The following is a 17,916-nucleotide window of genomic DNA, read 5'->3' on the forward strand; positions in this document are numbered from 1 at the left end:
GGCAACTGTCGTTTAGCTTTTTGATGCTTGGAATCAACCATGGTAATCACTGCCCCTAGTGCTTTTTGGCCCCCCGTTGCCAGCGATCGCGCTGCCTTTATTGCCCCCAATGCCACCCTTGTTGGCGATGTCCGCTTGGGTGAAGGCTGTAGCATTTGGTATGGCGCTGTTTTACGCGGTGACGTGGCGTACATCGAGATTGGTGCCCACACCAATGTTCAAGATGGCGCCATCCTCCATGGTGATCCGGGACAACCCACGATCCTTGGGGAAGAGGTGACGGTTGGGCATCGCGCGGTGATTCATGGCGCAACCGTTGAAGATGGCTGCTTAATTGGCATTGGCGCCGTGATTCTCAATGGCGTTCGAGTTGGAGCGGGCAGTATTGTCGGTGCAGGGGCAGTGGTGAGCAAAGATGTCCCCCCCCGCTCTTTGGTTGTGGGCATTCCCGCTAAGGTGGTGCGGGAAGTGAGTGACACTGAAGCCGCCGATCTACGTCAGCATGCCCGTAAGTATGAACAACTGGCCCATGTCCACAACGGCACAGGCACTGATCTAGGGTTCCATCCCTAGAAGTTGCATCCAAGGCTGTCCTACACTGATTCCGACGGTGTTGGCTGTTGGCCATTCTTAGGAAAAGGGCTGTCATCTGCTAAAATTCTGAAGGATTTTCTCGTAAGAGTTCAGCCAATGACTCGTGCACGGATTGCTGTGGATGCCATGGGGGGTGACTATGCTCCCGATGAGATTGTTGCCGGTGCCCTCAGAGCCAGTGAAGAATTAGATGCCGATATCCTCCTTGTGGGTGATCCGGTGCCCATTCAGCGCTACCTCAATGAACATGCCCCCACAGCCAAGCCCCAAATTGTCGAAGCGAGTGATGTTGTGGAAATGGGGGAAGAACCCCTGACCGCCCTGAAAAAGAAACCCAAGGCCTCAATTAACGTGGCGATGGATCTGGTCAAAGCGGGTGCGGCTGATGCGGTTGTTTCCGCTGGTCACTCAGGGGCAGCGATGGCTGCGGCACTATTGCGCTTGGGTCGACTCCCTGGCATTGATCGCCCCGCCATTGGTGCCGTCTTACCCACCCTCATCCCCGGCAAATCCGTTCTTGTCCTCGATGTCGGTGCCAATGTGGACTGCCGCCCGAAATACCTTGAGCAATTTGCGGTCATGGGTTCGATCTACAGCCAGTACGTCTTGGATGTCGAAGATCCCAAGGTGGGCTTGCTTAATATTGGCGAAGAGGACTGCAAAGGCAATGATCTGGCCCTAAAGGCACATCAACTGCTGCGGCAAAATCGCCAAATCTCCTTTTTGGGCAATGCCGAAGGCCGCGATGTCCTGTCGGGACAATTTGATGTCGTGGTCTGTGATGGCTTTGTTGGCAATGTTCTGCTTAAATTTGCTGAATCCTTGGGTAGTGTCCTCGTCCAAATTCTCCGCGAAGAGCTACCTCGGGGCTGGCGCGGGCAACTGGGTACGGCGCTGCTGCGTCCCAATCTCCGCAAAATTAAACAGCGCATTGATCATGCCGAACATGGCGGTGGCCTCCTCTTGGGCGTGGATGGCATCTGCATCATTAGCCATGGCAGTTCCCAAGCACCTTCGATTTTTAATGCCATTCGCTTGGCCAAAGAAGCGGTGGATCATCGCGTTTCAGAGCGGATTCAAGCTTGTTACCAGCATGCCGTTGCCGTTGAGGATCAGGCTTAGTGGCTGTGCAGGGCGTTAAATTTAGCGGCGTGGGCGCGGCAATCCCCCGTCAATGCTTGACCAATGCCCACCTCAGTGCCCTTGTGGATACGTCTGATGAGTGGATTCAATCCCGTACCGGCATTCAAGAACGGCACGTGGCAGCTCCTGACCAGCGCCTTGTGGATTTGGCCAGCGAAGCAGCAGGCGCAGCCCTACAGATGGCCGACCTAGAACCCACAGCAGTCGATTTAATCATCTTGGCTACCTCTACGCCCGATGATCTCTTTGGCACCGCCTGCTTGGTGCAAACTCGCATTGGTGCGCTAAATGCCGTGGCCTTTGACTTAACGGCTGCCTGTTCTGGCTTCCTTTTTGCCTTGGTTACGGCGGCTCAGTATTTGCGCACCGGTGCCTACCGCAGTGCCTTGGTCATTGGTGGTGATATTCTGTCGCGCTGGGTCAATTGGGGCGATCGCCGCACCTGCATTCTCTTTGGCGATGGCGCCGGCGCGATGGTCTTGCAAGCCAGCGATGCTGATCAACTCTTGAGCTTTGAATTGCGCAGTGATGGTCGCCTCAATGAGCACCTTACCCTTGCCTTTGCTGGTACTCCCCAGACCTTAGGGAACCATCTCGCGATCGCCCAAGGGGGATTTGCTCCCATTGCCATGAATGGCCGTGAAGTTTATCGCTTTGCCGTCACCCAAGTCCCTGAAGTCATTGAGAAAGCCCTGCACCGCGCGGGGTGTACGGTTGAAGACATTGACTGGCTGGTGTTGCATCAGGCCAATCAACGCATTCTGGACGCGGTTGCCCAGCGTTTGGGCATTCCTCAGGAGAAAGTGATTAGCAATGTGGGTCAGTATGGTAATACCTCCGCCGCCTCGATTCCCCTTGCTCTGACGGCTCCGATTCAACAGGGGCATATTCAACCCGGAGACTTAATTGCCACCGCTGGCTTTGGTGCGGGGTTAACTTGGGGAGCGGCCCTGTTCCGCTGGCAATAGCCTATGCAAGGGGACACTGACCTGCGTACATTAACGATGCGGGTGGAGGCCATTCTCTACCTGAAGGCGCAGCCCCTCACCCTTGCTGAACTAGCAACCCTCGCCGCCACTGATCCTGAGGCCGTTGAACTGGCACTGATTGAGCTACTCAACGACTATGCCCATCGCCAAACGGCCCTTGAAATTGTCCAAATTGACGATAGGTACAGCCTGCAACTCAAGCCCGCCTTTCAAGAATTGGTTCAGTCCCTTGTCCCCGTTGAATTGGGGGTTGCGGCACAGCGCACATTAGCCCTGATTGCTTTTCGTGGCCCCATTCGCCAACCAGAGGTGATTGAACTGCGGGGATCCAGTGCCTACCAACACATTCAAGAACTCCTCACCCTTGGGTTTATTCAGCGGCGGCGGGATAGCCAAAGTCGCTCCTACATCCTCCAAGTCACTGAGCGCTTTCACCAGTATTTTCAGGTGGATCAACTGCCAACTATTCAGGGGGAAAGGGCGGACGATTGACATACTCACTGAGCAACTGGGAGGGCAAATCATCATTGGTCGCCAATTGCAGATTCAAGAGAGCCACTGCGAGCTTGTCTTGCTCTAGTTTGTTGCGTCCCAAGGCCTTGAGAATGCGCCGTAATTGAGCCGCAATTTCTGCCCCAAACATGGTGAGATTTTCATCGGGCAGTGCGGGCAGCCAATCAATTGCCCCATGTTCTACTGCCCATTGTCGCTGCATGGGGGAAATGTGGTTGTCGTAGCGGTCAATAATGAAACTGCGCAGCTTGGGATAGGTTGCCTTGATCCAATTCAAAAGGTTACCAATATCCGGGGTTTCCAGTTGCGAATCAAGGAGCAACAGGTCAGGGTTGCGCTGCATCACGGTCACAAAATCACTAATAATGCGGCGGCTATTGATTTGCCCCGATTCAACGATAACTTCTAACCCCTGACTACGCAGCAATTCTTGCCAAATTTGTACTTGAATGCCGGGGGGTTGAATGATGAGAATGGTGGGTTGAAGGGCAAGAGGAGCATCCGGCGGGGTGGTGGAGACAGCCTCATCGGTACGAAATTCAAGGGTTGTTTTGCCGATAATAAAGCGATCGCCCGTTTTGAGGAGCGTCGGCACCTGAATCATTTGACCATTCAGCACACAGCCATTGCGACTCCCCAAATCAATGAGATAATAATCATCATTATCCAGACGCTGAATCATGGCATGGCGACGGGAAGACCAGCGATCCGCCAAAACAATTGTGCAGTCTTTACCTCGACCAATCACCCATGAATTGCCTTGGGTAAGAGGGACGATATAGGTGCTGGCCTCTGTGGAGATGACCAATTGTGGATACTGTGGTAACAAGGTGATCCCTCTTCCAACTCCCTGTAGGAATAAATTTGGTCTCTCAGTCCTTTATTCAAAATGATAATCGGGACATTGAATGGCGGCTTCAGTAGCTGCCCAATCGGGATGTAGTGAACACTTGAGGCGATAGTCTCCTGAAAAGAAACGACAGCGCGAACAGGGAATTTGATGTAAGCGGCGGGCGATCGCCAGCCCTTCTTGGGTGAATTGCCACACATTCCACGCCATGATTGCCAGCAGCAGCCAAGCAACACAAAAACAAATTGGTACTAGTAATGGCTCTACGGTATGTAAAAAAGATGACAACCAAACAACCATAGGCTGCAACAGAAGAAGAAATGAGAATGATGTGGGCGACTGCTAGCCTTTAATTATTTCCTACGACAATTTTACCACTTGGCTATACAGGTATGAAGATTTCGTAGGATTTGGCAGTTCTTTGCAACAGTTCTCATCGTTATCTTAGCGTTACCGCCTTTTTCTAAAATATGGACTACCTACAGTGCAAAATTGCCCCTGCCCTTGGCAGTTCCTCGGCATATACTAAATTTGAGTGGGGGAGTGCCCCTACAGCAATTACAGCGGAAACACGTATGGGGATTCAAGAGATTGTTGAACAAGCACTGCGCAATGGTTATCTCACACCAACGCAGGAGGCAGAAGTCGGACGCATTTGCGACAAAGCCACCGAACTCTCCGTGGAAGACTATATGGCGTTGGATCGCCTTATGGGTGCTCTCTTGACGGGGCAAGTGGTGGCGGTTCCCCGCAAGCAATTTATCAACGTTATGGAAGAATTGGTGCTCACCGAGGCAATTACCCGCATTGCCGCCATTGAAGCAGAGCAAGAATGCGCCCTTGATTTGGGAGATATTGCCGCCTACGCCCTCAACCGCCTTCCCCCGCTCTACGCCACAACCGAAGAGGGCGCACAGTATCAACGCCAGCGGGCTGAAGAGGAACTCATGGATCTGATTCGCGCCCAAGTCCAAGAGGCCATTAACCGCAGCATGGCACGGCCACAATTTCATCCGGAGCGATCGGCCATCGGCAAAACCTCCGGCAAAGAGGTCTTTTCCCAAGTCAGTTCTTTGCTGCAAGCCTACGCCAATGACTATGAGCGTCCCAAGGGAGAGTCAGCACAGTGAAAATTTGGCTGTACGATACCACCCTGCGTGATGGTGCCCAGCGGGAAGGTCTTTCCCTCTCCCTCGAAGATAAACTGCGGATTGCTCGTCAACTGGATCGCCTAGGGATTCCTTTTATTGAGGGGGGCTGGCCGGGCGCCAATCCCAAGGACGTACAGTTTTTTTGGCAGTTGCAGGAAACGCCCCTCCAACAGGCAGAAATCGTTGCTTTTTGTGCTACTCGTCGCCCCGGCCGCAAGGCCGCAGAAGAGCCAATGTTTGAGCCGATTCTAGCGGCCGGTACCCGTTGGGTGACACTCTTTGGCAAATCTTGGGATCTGCATGTCACCGACGGCCTCAAGACCACCTTGGCCGAAAACTGCGCCATGATTGCCGATTCCATTCAGTTCCTGAAATCCCATGGGCGACGGGTGATCTACGATGCCGAACATTGGTTTGACGGTTACTTTGCCAACCCCGACTATGCGCTACAAACCCTTGAAACCGCTTTAGCGGCGGGTGCCGATTGGTTAGTTCTCTGCGATACCAATGGCGGTTGTCTGCCCCATCAAATTCAGGCAGTGGTCGCCGAGGTGGTGGCGCATTTTGGTGCCTTGGACTGCTTGGGCATTCACACCCACAACGATGCTGGCACAGCCGTAGCCAATGCCCTTGCGGCGGTTCAAGCGGGGGTGCGAATGGTGCAGGGAACGATCAATGGCTATGGCGAACGCTGCGGCAATGCCAATCTGTGCACCCTGATTCCCAATCTGCAATTGAAACTGGGCTATGACTGTGTCACCCCAGAGCAGTTGGCAACCCTCACAGAAGTGAGCCGCCACGTGAGTGAAATTGTCAACCTTGCCCCCGATGATCACGCGCCCTACGTGGGGCTGTCGGCCTTTGCCCATAAGGGGGGAATTCACGTCAGTGCCGTGCAGCGCAACCCCCGTACCTACGAGCATATTGAGCCGCATTGGGTGGGCAATCAACGGCGCATTATTATTTCTGAGCAGGCGGGCATCAGCAATATTTTGGCGAAAACCAGTGAACTTGGCTTTGAGTTGGATCGGCAGCATCCCCTGAGTCGGACAATTTTGGAGCGGATTAAGCATCTCGAAAGCGAAGGCTATCAATTTGAAGCGGCGGAAGCGAGTTTTGAACTCCTGATTCAGGAGGTTCTAGGGCAACGCCAGCGACCCTTTACCCTCAAGGGCTTTGATGTCTTTTGCCGCACCGATTCACGTCAACTGGAGGCCACGATTCGCAGCCAGTCTCTGGCCACGGTCAAAGTTGAAGTCAATGGGGAGGAGATGCTCACGGCGGCAGAGGGCAATGGTCCTGTCTCGGCATTGGATCAGGCGCTGCGCAAGGCCTTGATGTCCTTCTATCCAGAGATTGCCGAGTTTCACCTCACGGACTACAAGGTGCGGATTTTAGATGGCCATGCCGGCACGGCAGCCAAAACACGGGTGCTGGTGGAATCCAGTAATGGGCGCGATCGCTGGGCAACAGTGGGTGTCTCTGCCAATATCATTGAAGCCTCCTACCAAGCGGTTGCCGAAGCCCTCGAATATGGCCTACAGCGCACTCGGCGATCCCAACCGTCCCCTTTGGTGGCCTCCTGAAGCCTCTTAGACCTTGGCAAAATCCGCTAAGATCAAAACTGCTGTTTAGGTTGCATCACTGCCAAGGAGCCGCGTGTGCTCAGCACCCTCAAAGCAGATTTCCAAATTATCTTTGAGCGGGATCCCGCTGCCCGCAATTGGTTAGAGGTTGTTTTTTGCTATCCCGGACTTCAGGCCATTGTTCTCCATCGGTTGAGCCACTGGCTTTGGCGGCGGGGTATTCCCTTTATCCCCCGCTTTATTTCTCACATTGCTCGCCTGCTGACGGGGATTGAAATTCACCCCGGCGCCACGATTGGCAAGGGCGTTTTCATTGATCACGGCATGGGGGTCGTCATTGGCGAGACTGCGATTGTGGGCAATTACTGTTTGATTTATCAGGGAGTGACCCTCGGCGGTACCGGTAAAGAAACGGGAAAGCGGCACCCTACCCTCGGTGAAAATGTGGTTGTCGGTGCTGGGGCAAAGGTGTTGGGCAACCTCACGATTGGGGACAATGTGCGCATTGGCGCGGGGTCTGTGGTGCTGCGGGATGTGCCCTCGGATTGTACCGTGGTGGGGATTCCCGGGCGAATTGTCTATCGTGCAGGTGCCAAAATTGCCCCCTTGGAACACGGTCAACTGCCAGACTCTGAGGCCGAAGCAATTCGCTATCTCTTGGATCGCATTGAACTCCTAGAGAAACAGGTGCAAACACTGCAACAGCAGGAAAAGGTGCCTGCTCTGGCGCAAGGACATTTGCAAGCCTCCCAAGGTCAAGCCTGCCGCCTCAGCGATCGCCCCATTGAGGAGTTTCTCAACGGCTCTGGCATCTAGGCTGGCCGCATATAACACAGGCCACAGAGTCCCCAGCGCTGCAATTCTTTGATGGGTGTAGGGCACTGACAGCGGGGGCAGAGGGGATAGTCTCGCGATCGCTGACGCACTTGGGCTTGCCATCGTTGAAAAGCCTCTTGGGGAGTGGCGGCAGGTGTCACATTGGGAAGATGCCCGACTTTCGGTAAGGCCTCATGGCTAGCGATCGCCGAGCGTTGGGGGTGCCAGTCCCGATTGGAAAAGCGAATATCGCTGAGGACAATGCCAAGGGTCTGCTGAATTTTGACCATGAGGGGCGATCGCGAGAACATCAGATGGTGCGCCCAAGTACTACTGGCAACGGCCACATGTAAAACCCCTTGACTGGTGAGTTCCACAGGAACAGCGTGCTCAGCGACGACCGCCCCCACGAGCTGCGGCCACTGCTCCAAGAGACGCAAGAACCGCTGCGGCTGCTGCCATTCAGGAGCCTGCTGCCATTGCTGAAGTACCGTGGCCAGTGGGACATAGGCCATCGTGGACTATTCCCGACTATTCGTGATCGTATTCCTCTTGCTTCTGCCGCTGCTCAAGGCGAATCGGTTGTTGCTCTTCCCAAGGATCGGCAGTGGGTTCCGATTCCGGCAGTTCTACGGGCATGGCTTGAGCTGGAGGTTTAACTTGACGCGAGCGGGGACGCTCTTCATACTCATACTCCTCCTCATACTCCACATACTCAGGCTGGCGACGCCGACGCCGGGGAGCGGTTTCCCAATCGGCTTCGTAATCACTGCGGCTGCGTTGGGGGGGATAGACGGGCGATCGCGCTCCGGAGGGCAATTGATTACTGCTCGGCGTAACGGGCTGATAGTACTCGTCCTCGTCGCTTTCCCAAGGGGGTGCCCCCAAGCCGACCCGTTCTAAGAGACCCACTGTTAATTGCCGCAGGCGGGTTTCTGCCCCTTCAAAGACAATAATGCGATCAGGGCCGGTGCTGACAATTTCCTCAATGGGCAACTCGTAGGTGCTAATCAGTTGCGCCGGAATCCAAGGCAAGCCAATGGAAGCTAAAATCAAATCCGTAATGTCGCCCGTTTCAGGATCAAACTTAAAGCCCCGTACCTTACCCAGCACTTCGCCGGTTTCGGTGACAATCTCACTATCAATCAGTGTGCTGTAGTTGTAGGTATTGAGAGCTTCGGTGACATCATCATCGTGCTCAACGAGAATGACATCGCCAATTTGGCGAATACTGTCGAGAAGAATGTAGCGTTGCTCCCCTGTAAAGAGGGTATTGCGTACCCCCAAGGCCACCACTTGCCGCTGGTCAATATCGACCCAAACTTGATTAATGACGCCTAACTTCCGACCAGTATCACGGGTAATTACCTGTGTACCGATCAAATCTGCCCGTTGCAGCAATTGCGCCGATATGGTCATGCCTTTGTGTATCCCAATGAATCTTAGTAATACTATAGCGGCGAATACCAATGGTACGCCAAAGGCGATCGCAGGAGTGATAAATTGCCCCGTGCAATCGGTGCTTCTAGGCTAGCGCATTTTTGCCACACTGCTGAGTGGGGTGAGTCTATTCCCCTAGGATGGACTGGGTCAGTGCCATCACAGGCTGCATTAACGGTGTTTCCTCACCCGAGAGCACTTGATTGACCACTTGGGGCAGGACTTGGTACGTTACTTGTGCCACCTTCTCATCCTTGAAGGCCTTAATGATCGTGCGGTACCACAGCAAGAAGCCATCCCGCAGGGCATCCAAATCGGCAAATAACATCGCCGCTGCCGCTAGGCGTAGTACATGCTTGCGATCGCGCCGACACACGGCGGAATAGTCGTGATTGCCCTTACGGAAAATATGGGGACTTTTGGCGCGCAGTTGCTGCTCCACCTGATCTAGGATTTTCTCTTCAGCATCGCGGATTTTTTCGTAGGCACGAATGCGCTGCTCCGCTGCCGCTAGATAATTTCTGAGAAATTCCAGTTCCTTGGCACTGGCATAGCGGCCATCGGCCTCAAGGCTGAGTTTTTCTAGTTGACGCAGCATCAGTCCCACCCCACAACAACTCTATTCTGACAAAATTGAACTGCCGAGGGCAAGGACAGGCTGCATCACCCGTTGTTCTTCGGGCGTGAGCAGTTGCTTTATCATATTCGGCAGGTACTTGCCATAGGTGGAGGAGGCAGTTGCTTCGTAGTTAAAGGATTTGACAATGGTGCGGTACCAAAGTAAGAAATTATCCCGCAGCAAGTCCAACTCCGCAAAAAGCATGGCCGAGGCACACAGACGAATGGTATCCACTAAATCACGACGGCAAATTTCTGAGCGATCGCCATTGATGAAATGGAAGCAGCGGGGATTTTCTGCCTTTTGCATGGATTGAATTTTATCCACCATCATTTCCGCCTCAGTGCGGATTTTTTCGTAGGCACTGATGCGACTCTCCACCGAGGCCAAGTACTCCCGCAGAAAATCTAATTCCTCGGCCCGGGCATAGCGACCATCGGCAACAACAGTTAAGTGATTCAACTGACGGAACATAGGGCAACCCTCGCTAGAAAATAAATGAACACACTCGCTTGTGGCTTATCGTTTCACCAACTCCCCTTGGCGCAGGCGTTTTTCAATATCCCGTGCCGTAGCCCCTTCGTTTTGCCAGAAGGCAGCAGCATCAATGCGATCCTGTTTACCAACGAGAAACTTACAGTAGGTTTCCCCCATGGCATAGCACTGCAACTCGATACAACTCAGGGGCTTTTGAATCAATCCCGTAAAGAAGCCCGCAAACAGACCGGCATAGATGTAGCAGACGGGCTTACCCACATCCCCAAGGGTGCGCGCCACCACGGAGTCAAAGATATTGATGAACATAAAACCATTCTTTTGCTCCGTGAGATCCACTTCCCAGTTGCCCCAGCCTAGGGTTGTCAAGGGCCACCACCAAGCCTCGAGGATAAATGTCAAGGTGGCCTTGCGTAGTTCGCGCTGGTACTCCTGCTCAAAGTGTTGCTTAAAGACAACCGCATCGCGTTTGCCCCACTCTTCGCCAATTTTGTACATGACGAGGGCAGAGGCAGGGCCAACTTCCTCTTCGAGACCTTCCACTAGGCCAATGACAAAGTCTTCTGTCGCTAGAGCGATCCGCTGATCATACCAGTCGGTAATGCTGCCCCGTTGGCGATCAAATTGCAGATAGTCCCGCAAGCTATAGTGATTGGTGCGCATCGGATGAGTTTGGTGTAACTGATGCTGATAGTCCTGAGCACGGGTCATAGCATTGGCACTCCCAGCAGGTTGAGACGGCGTGACAGAAACCATAGATCAGCGAATTGCCCCCTATTGTGCTTGAACGTTAGGTACTGAGCAGCCACACTTTTTAGGCTAAAAGATTTTTCAGGGTCGTGGCTCCGCACTCCCACTGATTTTTTGTCTAACGACACATTTCTATAAGTTCTGTTTCATTGATGCAGGGGATGCCCAATTCTTGAGCGCGTCGCAGTTTACTCCCCGCTTTTTCGCCCACCACTAGATAATCCGTTTGCCGACTGACACTCTCACTCACTTGACCGCCATGTTGCTGGATCAGCGTTTTGGCTGCTTCACGGGTGAGGCTGGGCAGGGTGCCTGTAATCACAAAACGTTTGCCCGCAAGGGATTGTCCAGTCGTTGGTGCAGTGGCGATCGCCGCCGCCAGTTGTAGCCCCAAGGCTTTGAGATCAGCAATGAGGGTTTGGTGCGCTGGGTCTTGGAACCACTCGTGAACCGCTTGGGCAATTTCCTGACCAATGCCATAGACCCCACACAGATCGGCGACGGTAGCAGCGGCCAGCTCCTCAACAGACTTGAATTGATCGGCAAGCACTTGGGCATTGACACTCCCCACATGGCGGATGCCTAGGCCATAGAGCACCCGTGGCCACGGTTGTTCTTTCGAGTCAGCGATCGCCTGCAACAATTTAGCAGCGGACTTTTGACCCATGCGCTCGAGGCGCAACAGTTGTGCTGCCGTCAGGCGATAGAGATCCGCCGGAGTGTGCACCAACTCCTTGGCCACCAATTGCTGTACTAGCTTTTCCCCTAACCCTTGAATATCCAAGGCATCCCGACTTGCCCAGTGGAGGATTTGGCCGCGCACGATCGCCGGACACCGCGGATTGACACAGCGACTCACCGCTTCGTTGGCAGGGCGCACCACCGGCTGATGACATTCAGGACACACGGTGGGCATCGTAAAGGGTTGAGCCGTTGGCGATCGCAATTCGGGAAAGACCCGCACAATCTCTGGAATGATTTCGCCGGCTTTGTGGATCACCACCTTATCGCCAATGTGCAAATCCAATTCGGCAATGTAGTCTGCATTGTGCAGCGTTGCCCGTGATACCGTGGTACCCGCTAATTGCACTGGCACCAGTTCAGCGACTGGGGTGAGCGCACCCGTGCGTCCCACTTGAATGGTAATGGCCACCACATCAGTAATGGCCTGCTCTGGTTCGTACTTCCAAGCAACACAGCCGCGGGGAAACTTTTGCGTAAACCCAAGGGTCTGTTGCAGCGTTAAATCATTGAGCTTGACCACAATGCCATCGGTCAGATAAGGCAGTTGGTGGCGGGCGGTTTGCCAGTGGTCGTAGTAGGCTTTCACCGCCTCTAGGTCAGGGCAGTCGGCATTGTGGGGATTGACCCGAAAGCCAAGGCGTTGCAGCGCATTGAGCACTTGCCGCTGCGATTGGGGTTCCCCTGCTTGGTTCTCATCCCAAGGAACGCTACCCCCTTCAGGTAAATGCAGCGCATAGGCAAAGAAGTCCAGTTGGCGTTGGGCAACAATGCGCGGATCCAGTTGACGGAGAGTACCAGCGGCGGCATTACGGGGATTAGCAAAGGGAGCTTCTCCTTGGGCTTGGCGTTCTTGGTTGAGTTGATGGAATCGCGCCAAAGGCAAAAAAGCTTCCCCACGAACTTCAACGATTGGGGGTGGGTTCTCGATGGCTAGCCGCAGGGGAATGGTGCGAATCGTGCGCACATTGCTGGTAATATCCTCACCGCGTTGGCCATCGCCCCGAGTTGCCCCCCGCACCAATAACCCGTTTTCATAGGTCAAAGCAAGGGCCACGCCATCCATTTTGAGTTCGCAGACATATTCCGTCGGGGGAATTGGCTCCTCTCGCCGTAGGCTACGCCAATAGCGCTGCCAGCGTTCCTGCCACGCCACCATATCGGCAAAGGTAAAGGCATTTTCGAGGCTATAGAGGGGAATGCGATGGCTGACACTCTCAAATTGACTGACGGGAGCTTCGCCGACCCGCTGGGTAGGGCTGTCGGGGGTGATGTACTCAGGATGAGCCGCTTCGAGTTCCTGCAGTTCGCGATAGAGCTGGTCATAGACTTCATCTTCCATGATCGGCTGATCGAGGGCATAGTAGGCGTAGCTCGCCCGCTGAAGCAGGTGCCGCAGTTGTTGAATCCGTTCGGCTGCTGTCGTCATCGGGGGTTCCTTCGAGACCATTTGCCCCAGGGATTTGGACTATTCTTGACTATTCTTGGGGCGTGGTTTGGCCACATGGGGCAGTCCCCAGCCCAGTTTTTGCCGCAGCACATGGAAGAATTCTGGCGCACGCAGGCGAATGAAGCGGGCACGGTAGGGGGCACGTTGTACAAAAACTTGATCCTCCGGCTGAATGTAGCAGCCCGCATTGCCATCCACCACCAGAATGAGGTGCTTGAAGGGGTTCGCCGGATAGATCCACACTGGTTCGCTGTTGGCAAAGACAAGGGCACGGGAGGCTAAAGAGTGGGGACAAATGGGCACCAATTGTAAAGCCGCCACACCGGGGGTAATCACAGGGCCACCCGCCGAGAGGGCATAGGCCGTAGAACCGGTGGGGGTGGAGAGAATCAAGCCATCAGCAGCAATATCCACGCGGGCATGGGCACCCACATCCACTTCAAAGTGGCACATTCCCGTCAGGGGTTCTTTGTGGATCACCATTTCATTGAGGGAGAGGGCTTCCCAAATAACGGTTTGATCGCGGAGAACTTGAACCGTGAGCATCGTGCGATCTTCAATCGTGTAGTCGCCGCGCAGCACTTGATCAAGGGCAGGTTCTAAATCGGCGACATAGCCCTCGGTGAGAAAGCCCAAGTGGCCGGTGTTGATGGTGAGCAGCGGAATCTCACAGGGAGCCAACTGGCGAAAGGCAGAAAGCACAGTGCCATCGCCGCCAAGAACAACCGCAAAGGCCATGGAAGCATCAAAGCCGGGGGGCACCAGTTGATCAATGGGGGTATGGCAGACGGGACTATCGGGACGGGAATAGCCAAGAATGCCACCAATCCCCGTGGCCATGTGCACTTCCCAGCCCTGAAGCTCTAAGATTTGACGGACATGGGTAGCCAATTCGACCGCAAGGGGTTTGCCTTCGTTGTAGATGATCCCCGCCTTCACAGCAACTCCTAGGGGGTGGACTTAAAGGGACTGCGTTTTTTGCGTCCAGATTTTTTCTGTTTGGCTTTTTCGTAATCCAATTCTTTGAGTTTACGCAGAATTCGGGTGAAATAGTCCTGTAAATAGGCCTCAAGGGTCAGGGTTTCGCTGGGATCGAGGTCAAAGGTGCGATAGACTTCCTCCATCGGGGCATTGAAGACTTGACCACTGGCAATCACTTCCGTAAAGGCAAGGCGATCGCTAATGTTCCATGTCCACTGAAACCACTGGGTGGCCTGCCGTGCGGCTCGCAAAACCCCAATGGGCAAGCGAGTAATTTTTGCCTCCTGCCCTGAGAGATTTTCACATAGCTTAATAATTTCATCGGCTGTCCAAGCGCGGGTGCCCGCTAGATCAAAGGTTTTGCCATAGGTGGCAGGCCGATCAATGGCACGCACGGCAAATTTGGCCACGTCCTGAGTATCCATGTAGGCAATGGCGGTGGACTCTCCCAAAACCCAAATGGATTGATTTTCCAGAATCGGGATCGCATATTGGCCAATCAAGCCCTGAAAGAAGCCACAGGGACGCAGGATCGTGTAGTTTAGCCCTGATTCGCGCAAGAAGTCTTCGGTACAGTGTTTGATTTGCATCAGGGGCACGTGGGGATAGTCCTGCGCTCCCATAATCGAGAAAAAGATCAGGTGCTCAATATCAGCAGCTTGGGCAGCCTGAATCAAGTTGACTTTGCCTTGCCAATCCACTGCTTCGATGGTTAGGGTATCGGTGGGGCGAGTGGCAGAGGCATCAATGACCACTGAGGCCTTGGCGTACTGCAATGCCTCAAGAATACTGTCAGCAGCACAGAGGTTTCCCTGCAGAATGGTGGCGCCCCATTCCCGCAGAAACGTGGCTTTGGCTGGACTGCGGACAAAACAATAGACCTGATGTCCTTCATCTAAAGCGCGGCGCACAATTTGCCGCCCTAGGGTACCCGTACCGCCAACAATAAAAACGTTCATGAAAAACTCTAGTCATAAATCTTAACTTTTGTAATACTTTATCAGAATTCCCGACACGGGCGATCGCGCAGCGTGTCCTACGGACAATCGCGGGGATCATCTTGAGCAAACGCAGACGGATTAAGTGGCAAAGTCTTCACAGTGGAGCGTTTCCCATGTTTTGCGCCCCGTCACGGGATTAGTGCCACTGGCAACGTTGCAGAGCTTGCGTTGGGCGTCTTCCCGCAGTTCCACATCGGTAAAGTCAGCACCGGTAATAATGGCATCGTCAAAGTTGGTATTAAAGGCAAAGGCACCTTCAAGGATGGCATTGGTGAGATTGGCCTTGGTCAGCCGTGCGGTGTCCAATGTGGCGTAGCGTAAATCGGCACCTTCAAGGTTAGCCGTTTCCATGTTGGCACCAAAGAAGCTTACCCCCTGAAGATTGGTGTGGCTGAGGTTACTGTGGAAGAGGTTGGCTTTTGTGAATTCCGACCCCCGCAGATCCCGCCCGGAAAAATCCATATTGATCAGGGCTTCTTTCGTGTAATCTTCGGCGATCGCTCCCGTGGGGGTGAGCAGAATCCACAGGATGGCCAATAGCAATGCTACACACCAGCGCCAGTAACGGCTAATGGTTGTCGTGACAGCCGAGGATGAGAGTAGCATAGGCAACACTAGAGTTAATGTGAAGTGTCTATTGTTCAGATTATCAGCAGCATGGAGATTTCTGAGGCCGAGTGGGTACGCGATATCTTTATTGATGATGGCTATGCCGAAGGCTACTTTCTCATGGGGGAAGGCGATCACCTAGAGTGGTACACCAGCCGCCAGCGGGCATTGATTCCCCTCGATGAGCGGTTTTGCTATCCGAAGTCTTTGCAGCGGGTGCTCAATCAAAATCGCTTTCAAGTTGCGATTAACCGGGACTTTGCTGCTGTGGTTGAGGGGTGTGCCGATCGCCCGAGCACATGGATAACACCCCGTCTTAAGGACGTGTACCATCTGCTTTACGCCACAGGTTGGGCAGTAAGTTTTGAAACGTGGCAGGGCGATGAACTGGCAGGGGGCATTCTCGGTATTGTGATTGGCGGCGCATTTATCGGCGAGTCCATGTTCTATCGCATCCCCGACGGCTCGAAAGTGGCGATGGTGAAACTGGTGGAGCATCTGCGGCGTCGCGGCTTTCTGCTGTTTGATGCCCAACTGCAAAATCCCCATCTTGAGCGCTTTGGGGCGTATGTTGTCAGCGATCGCGAGTATCGGCAGTTATTGGCACAGGCAATTCGTCAACCCTGTCAATTTCTCTAATGCTCTCAGACCAGTGCTTGCGTCAATTATCTATCAAAAACAATTAATCTATTCTTAAACCAAACTTAGTCACCAATTAGTCATCAATACACACATTATTGAGAATGTTTTTGAGCAGAAAAGCTATACTGTGATTCAAGACGCACTCCCTTCAAAAAAATGATGACTTTGCGCTGGCGAAACCGCCCTTTGTTGCTGATCCTTTCTGTGGTGGCCGGTTTGATGTTGACGCTGGCGCCGTCGCCGATTCAAGCCTATGTGCGCTTCCCTGATTTACCCGATACCTACGTCAACGATCTAGTGAAGGTGTTAGAGGATCTTCAGCGGGAACAGGTTCGCTCCGAACTTCAAGCGTTTCATCAACGCACGAATCAGCAAGTCCTACTGGTAACGATTCCTTCCTATCGCGACTACAGCAACCAACACCCGAGTTTTGAAGCCTTTGCCACGGATTTATTTAACCATCGGGGCGTGGGTAGCCGTTGGCGCAATGATGGCGTGATGATGTTGGTTGCCCCTGGCGATCGCAAGGTGCGGATTGAATTGGGCAGTGCCTATGGCAGTGGTTGGAACCCACGCATGCAAACCGTGATTGATCGCTATATGCTGCCGGACTTTCGCCGGGGCCAGATGGCGCAGGGCATCATGAATGGGGTGCGTGCTCTGCTCAATGAACTGGGGACCAATCAGTTGACCACCTCCAGTAGCTCTGTCCCCTCAACTTACACCAGCACTGCCGGCGGGGACATTATTACGGGCATCTTCATCATTGTTGGTCTGATCATTCTTATTCCTTCCAGCATCATTTCTGCGATCGTCAAGTTTATTTTCAATAGTTCCTCCAGCTATGACGACAGTTACTCGAGCCGCAGTGATGATGAGGGTGGGCATTCCTCAGGTGGGGGGGCTTCGGGCAGTTGGTAACTGGATTCACCCCTACTAGAATTGAAGGCCAAAATGCTAAAATAGCGTCGTTCCGTAGCATATGAGACACGCTCTTGACGCAGGCGACGAATCTTCCGGGCATTGATTCCCCCCAAATTGATGAGTTTTTGCAGGAATTAGCGACAATCCAAGACTCTGGTCCGAAGCGGATTGCGCTCCTTGGCTCGCGTCACGTCCCGATTACGCATCAGCACCTCATTGAAATGATGAGCTATGCCCTCGTGCTGGCGGGTAACCGCTTGATGACCTCAGGTGCGGTGGGAACCAATGCAGCGGCAATTCGGGGAGCCATGCGGGCAGACCCCAATTTGCTAACGGTGATCTTGCCCCAAAGTCTTGAGCGCCAGCCTCGCGAGTCCCGCCAACAACTGGATAAGGTGATGCACTTGGTGGAGAAGCCCGAAAACGATCACCTGCCCCTCGCAGAAGCCAGTTCCCTCTGCAATCAGGAAATTATTTCCCGCTGCCAGCAACTGATTTGTTTTGCTTTTCACGATAGCCACACACTGCTGCAAACCTGTGAACTGGCGGAAGAGCAGCATAAGGTGGTGACGCTCTTTTACTTTGATTAACCGCGGACGGTTTTCCCCACCTAGGGCCATTG

21 protein-coding genes are annotated in these 17,916 nt (G+C 53.6%); 10 read left to right on the forward strand and 11 right to left on the reverse strand.

All coding sequences use genetic code 11. From position 1 onward, the window contains the following. Positions 1-39 precede the first annotated feature (39 nt). From RHJ80_RS05545 to scpB, 4 genes are all read left to right on the forward strand, one after another. On the forward strand, positions 40-573 hold the full coding sequence (locus RHJ80_RS05545; protein WP_310801630.1) for a gamma carbonic anhydrase family protein: 534 nt from the start codon (positions 40-42) through the stop codon (positions 571-573). A gap of 117 nt (positions 574-690) precedes the next feature. Further along, on the forward strand, positions 691-1,716 hold the full coding sequence (plsX, locus tag RHJ80_RS05550) for a phosphate acyltransferase PlsX (protein WP_149817628.1): 1,026 nt from the start codon (positions 691-693) through the stop codon (positions 1,714-1,716). Beyond that, positions 1,716-2,705 (forward strand): beta-ketoacyl-ACP synthase III, encoded by a 990-nt coding sequence (locus tag RHJ80_RS05555; protein WP_310801631.1) that lies wholly within the window; start codon positions 1,716-1,718, stop codon positions 2,703-2,705. Before plsX ends, RHJ80_RS05555 begins: the two co-directional genes overlap by 1 nt. Before the next feature lie 3 nt (positions 2,706-2,708). Further along, complete coding sequence (scpB, locus tag RHJ80_RS05560) at positions 2,709-3,218, forward strand: SMC-Scp complex subunit ScpB (protein ID WP_310801632.1); 510 nt, start codon at positions 2,709-2,711, stop codon at positions 3,216-3,218. On the opposite strand, the gene RHJ80_RS05565 is transcribed toward scpB, so the two are convergent. Together RHJ80_RS05565 and RHJ80_RS05570 are read right to left on the reverse strand one after the other, a co-directional pair. Then, positions 3,190-4,068, reverse strand: a complete 879-nt coding sequence (locus tag RHJ80_RS05565; RefSeq protein WP_225901666.1) for an FHA domain-containing protein — start codon at positions 4,066-4,068, stop codon at positions 3,190-3,192. The genes scpB and RHJ80_RS05565 overlap by 29 nt on opposite strands. A gap of 51 nt (positions 4,069-4,119) precedes the next feature. Then, a complete protein-coding gene (locus tag RHJ80_RS05570; RefSeq protein ID WP_302679063.1) occupies positions 4,120-4,299 on the reverse strand; it encodes a hypothetical protein in 180 nt (59 codons plus the stop codon). Positions 4,300-4,664: 365 nt separating this feature from the next. On the opposite strand from RHJ80_RS05570, the gene RHJ80_RS05575 reads away from it, so the two are divergent. The 3 genes from RHJ80_RS05575 (at position 4,665) to cysE (ending at position 7,642) form a co-directional block, all read left to right on the forward strand. Further along, a complete protein-coding gene (locus RHJ80_RS05575) occupies positions 4,665-5,219 on the forward strand; it encodes a late competence development ComFB family protein (RefSeq protein ID WP_206201625.1) in 555 nt (184 codons plus the stop codon). Next, positions 5,216-6,826, forward strand: a complete 1,611-nt coding sequence (gene cimA, locus RHJ80_RS05580) for a citramalate synthase (protein WP_206201427.1) — start codon at positions 5,216-5,218, stop codon at positions 6,824-6,826. The genes RHJ80_RS05575 and cimA overlap by 4 nt, the downstream gene beginning before the upstream one ends. A 75-nt stretch (positions 6,827-6,901) precedes the next feature. Then, on the forward strand, positions 6,902-7,642 hold the full coding sequence (gene cysE, locus RHJ80_RS05585; protein ID WP_149817618.1) for a serine O-acetyltransferase: 741 nt from the start codon (positions 6,902-6,904) through the stop codon (positions 7,640-7,642). Here cysE and RHJ80_RS05590 read toward each other — a convergent pair. From RHJ80_RS05590 to RHJ80_RS05630, 9 genes are all read right to left on the reverse strand, one after another. Continuing rightward, complete coding sequence (locus RHJ80_RS05590) at positions 7,639-8,157, reverse strand: DUF721 domain-containing protein (RefSeq protein WP_302679064.1); 519 nt, start codon at positions 8,155-8,157, stop codon at positions 7,639-7,641. The genes cysE and RHJ80_RS05590 overlap by 4 nt on opposite strands. A 16-nt stretch (positions 8,158-8,173) precedes the next feature. Continuing rightward, positions 8,174-9,061, reverse strand: coding sequence for a PRC-barrel domain-containing protein (locus RHJ80_RS05595; protein ID WP_297050936.1), 888 nt, complete (start codon positions 9,059-9,061; stop codon positions 8,174-8,176). 148 nt (positions 9,062-9,209) lie between these two features. Continuing rightward, complete coding sequence (locus RHJ80_RS05600; RefSeq protein WP_302676525.1) at positions 9,210-9,680, reverse strand: allophycocyanin; 471 nt, start codon at positions 9,678-9,680, stop codon at positions 9,210-9,212. Between the two features lie 21 nt (positions 9,681-9,701). After that, the gene (locus tag RHJ80_RS05605; protein WP_310744211.1) at positions 9,702-10,175 is read right to left on the reverse strand and encodes an allophycocyanin; all 474 of its coding nucleotides are present in this window, start codon (positions 10,173-10,175) and stop codon (positions 9,702-9,704) included. Positions 10,176-10,220: 45 nt separating this feature from the next. Continuing rightward, positions 10,221-10,907, reverse strand: a complete 687-nt coding sequence (locus tag RHJ80_RS05610; RefSeq protein ID WP_302679065.1) for a V4R domain-containing protein — start codon at positions 10,905-10,907, stop codon at positions 10,221-10,223. Between the two features lie 157 nt (positions 10,908-11,064). Then, on the reverse strand, positions 11,065-13,137 hold the full coding sequence (gene ligA, locus RHJ80_RS05615; protein WP_315863351.1) for an NAD-dependent DNA ligase LigA: 2,073 nt from the start codon (positions 13,135-13,137) through the stop codon (positions 11,065-11,067). Between the two features lie 18 nt (positions 13,138-13,155). Beyond that, positions 13,156-14,076 carry an NAD(+) kinase gene (locus RHJ80_RS05620; protein WP_206201433.1) on the reverse strand — a complete coding sequence of 307 codons (921 nt, stop codon included), beginning with the start codon at positions 14,074-14,076 and terminating at the stop codon, positions 13,156-13,158. 8 nt (positions 14,077-14,084) lie between these two features. Further along, positions 14,085-15,077: an NAD(P)H-binding protein gene (locus RHJ80_RS05625; RefSeq protein WP_149817603.1), complete on the reverse strand. Its 993-nt coding sequence runs from the start codon at positions 15,075-15,077 to the stop codon at positions 14,085-14,087. A 120-nt stretch (positions 15,078-15,197) separates the two neighbouring features. Further along, the gene (locus RHJ80_RS05630; RefSeq protein WP_310453436.1) at positions 15,198-15,725 is read right to left on the reverse strand and encodes a pentapeptide repeat-containing protein; all 528 of its coding nucleotides are present in this window, start codon (positions 15,723-15,725) and stop codon (positions 15,198-15,200) included. 51 nt (positions 15,726-15,776) lie between these two features. Here RHJ80_RS05630 and aat point away from each other — a divergent pair, with 51 nt between their 5' ends. The 3 genes from aat to RHJ80_RS05645 all read left to right on the forward strand — a co-directional run bounded on the left by aat (position 15,777) and on the right by RHJ80_RS05645 (position 17,884). Then, a complete protein-coding gene (gene aat / locus RHJ80_RS05635) occupies positions 15,777-16,367 on the forward strand; it encodes a leucyl/phenylalanyl-tRNA--protein transferase (protein WP_310743499.1) in 591 nt (196 codons plus the stop codon). Positions 16,368-16,556: 189 nt separating this feature from the next. After that, positions 16,557-17,291, forward strand: coding sequence for a TPM domain-containing protein (locus RHJ80_RS05640; RefSeq protein WP_310801634.1), 735 nt, complete (start codon positions 16,557-16,559; stop codon positions 17,289-17,291). A 74-nt stretch (positions 17,292-17,365) separates the two neighbouring features. Further along, entirely contained in the window at positions 17,366-17,884 is a 519-nt protein-coding gene (locus RHJ80_RS05645) for a hypothetical protein (protein ID WP_024125793.1), read from the forward strand. Positions 17,885-17,916 lie beyond the last annotated feature (32 nt).

This window comes from Thermosynechococcus sp. QS41 (genome assembly GCF_031583515.1).
Taxonomy (GTDB): Bacteria; Cyanobacteriota; Cyanobacteriia; order Thermosynechococcales; family Thermosynechococcaceae; genus Thermosynechococcus.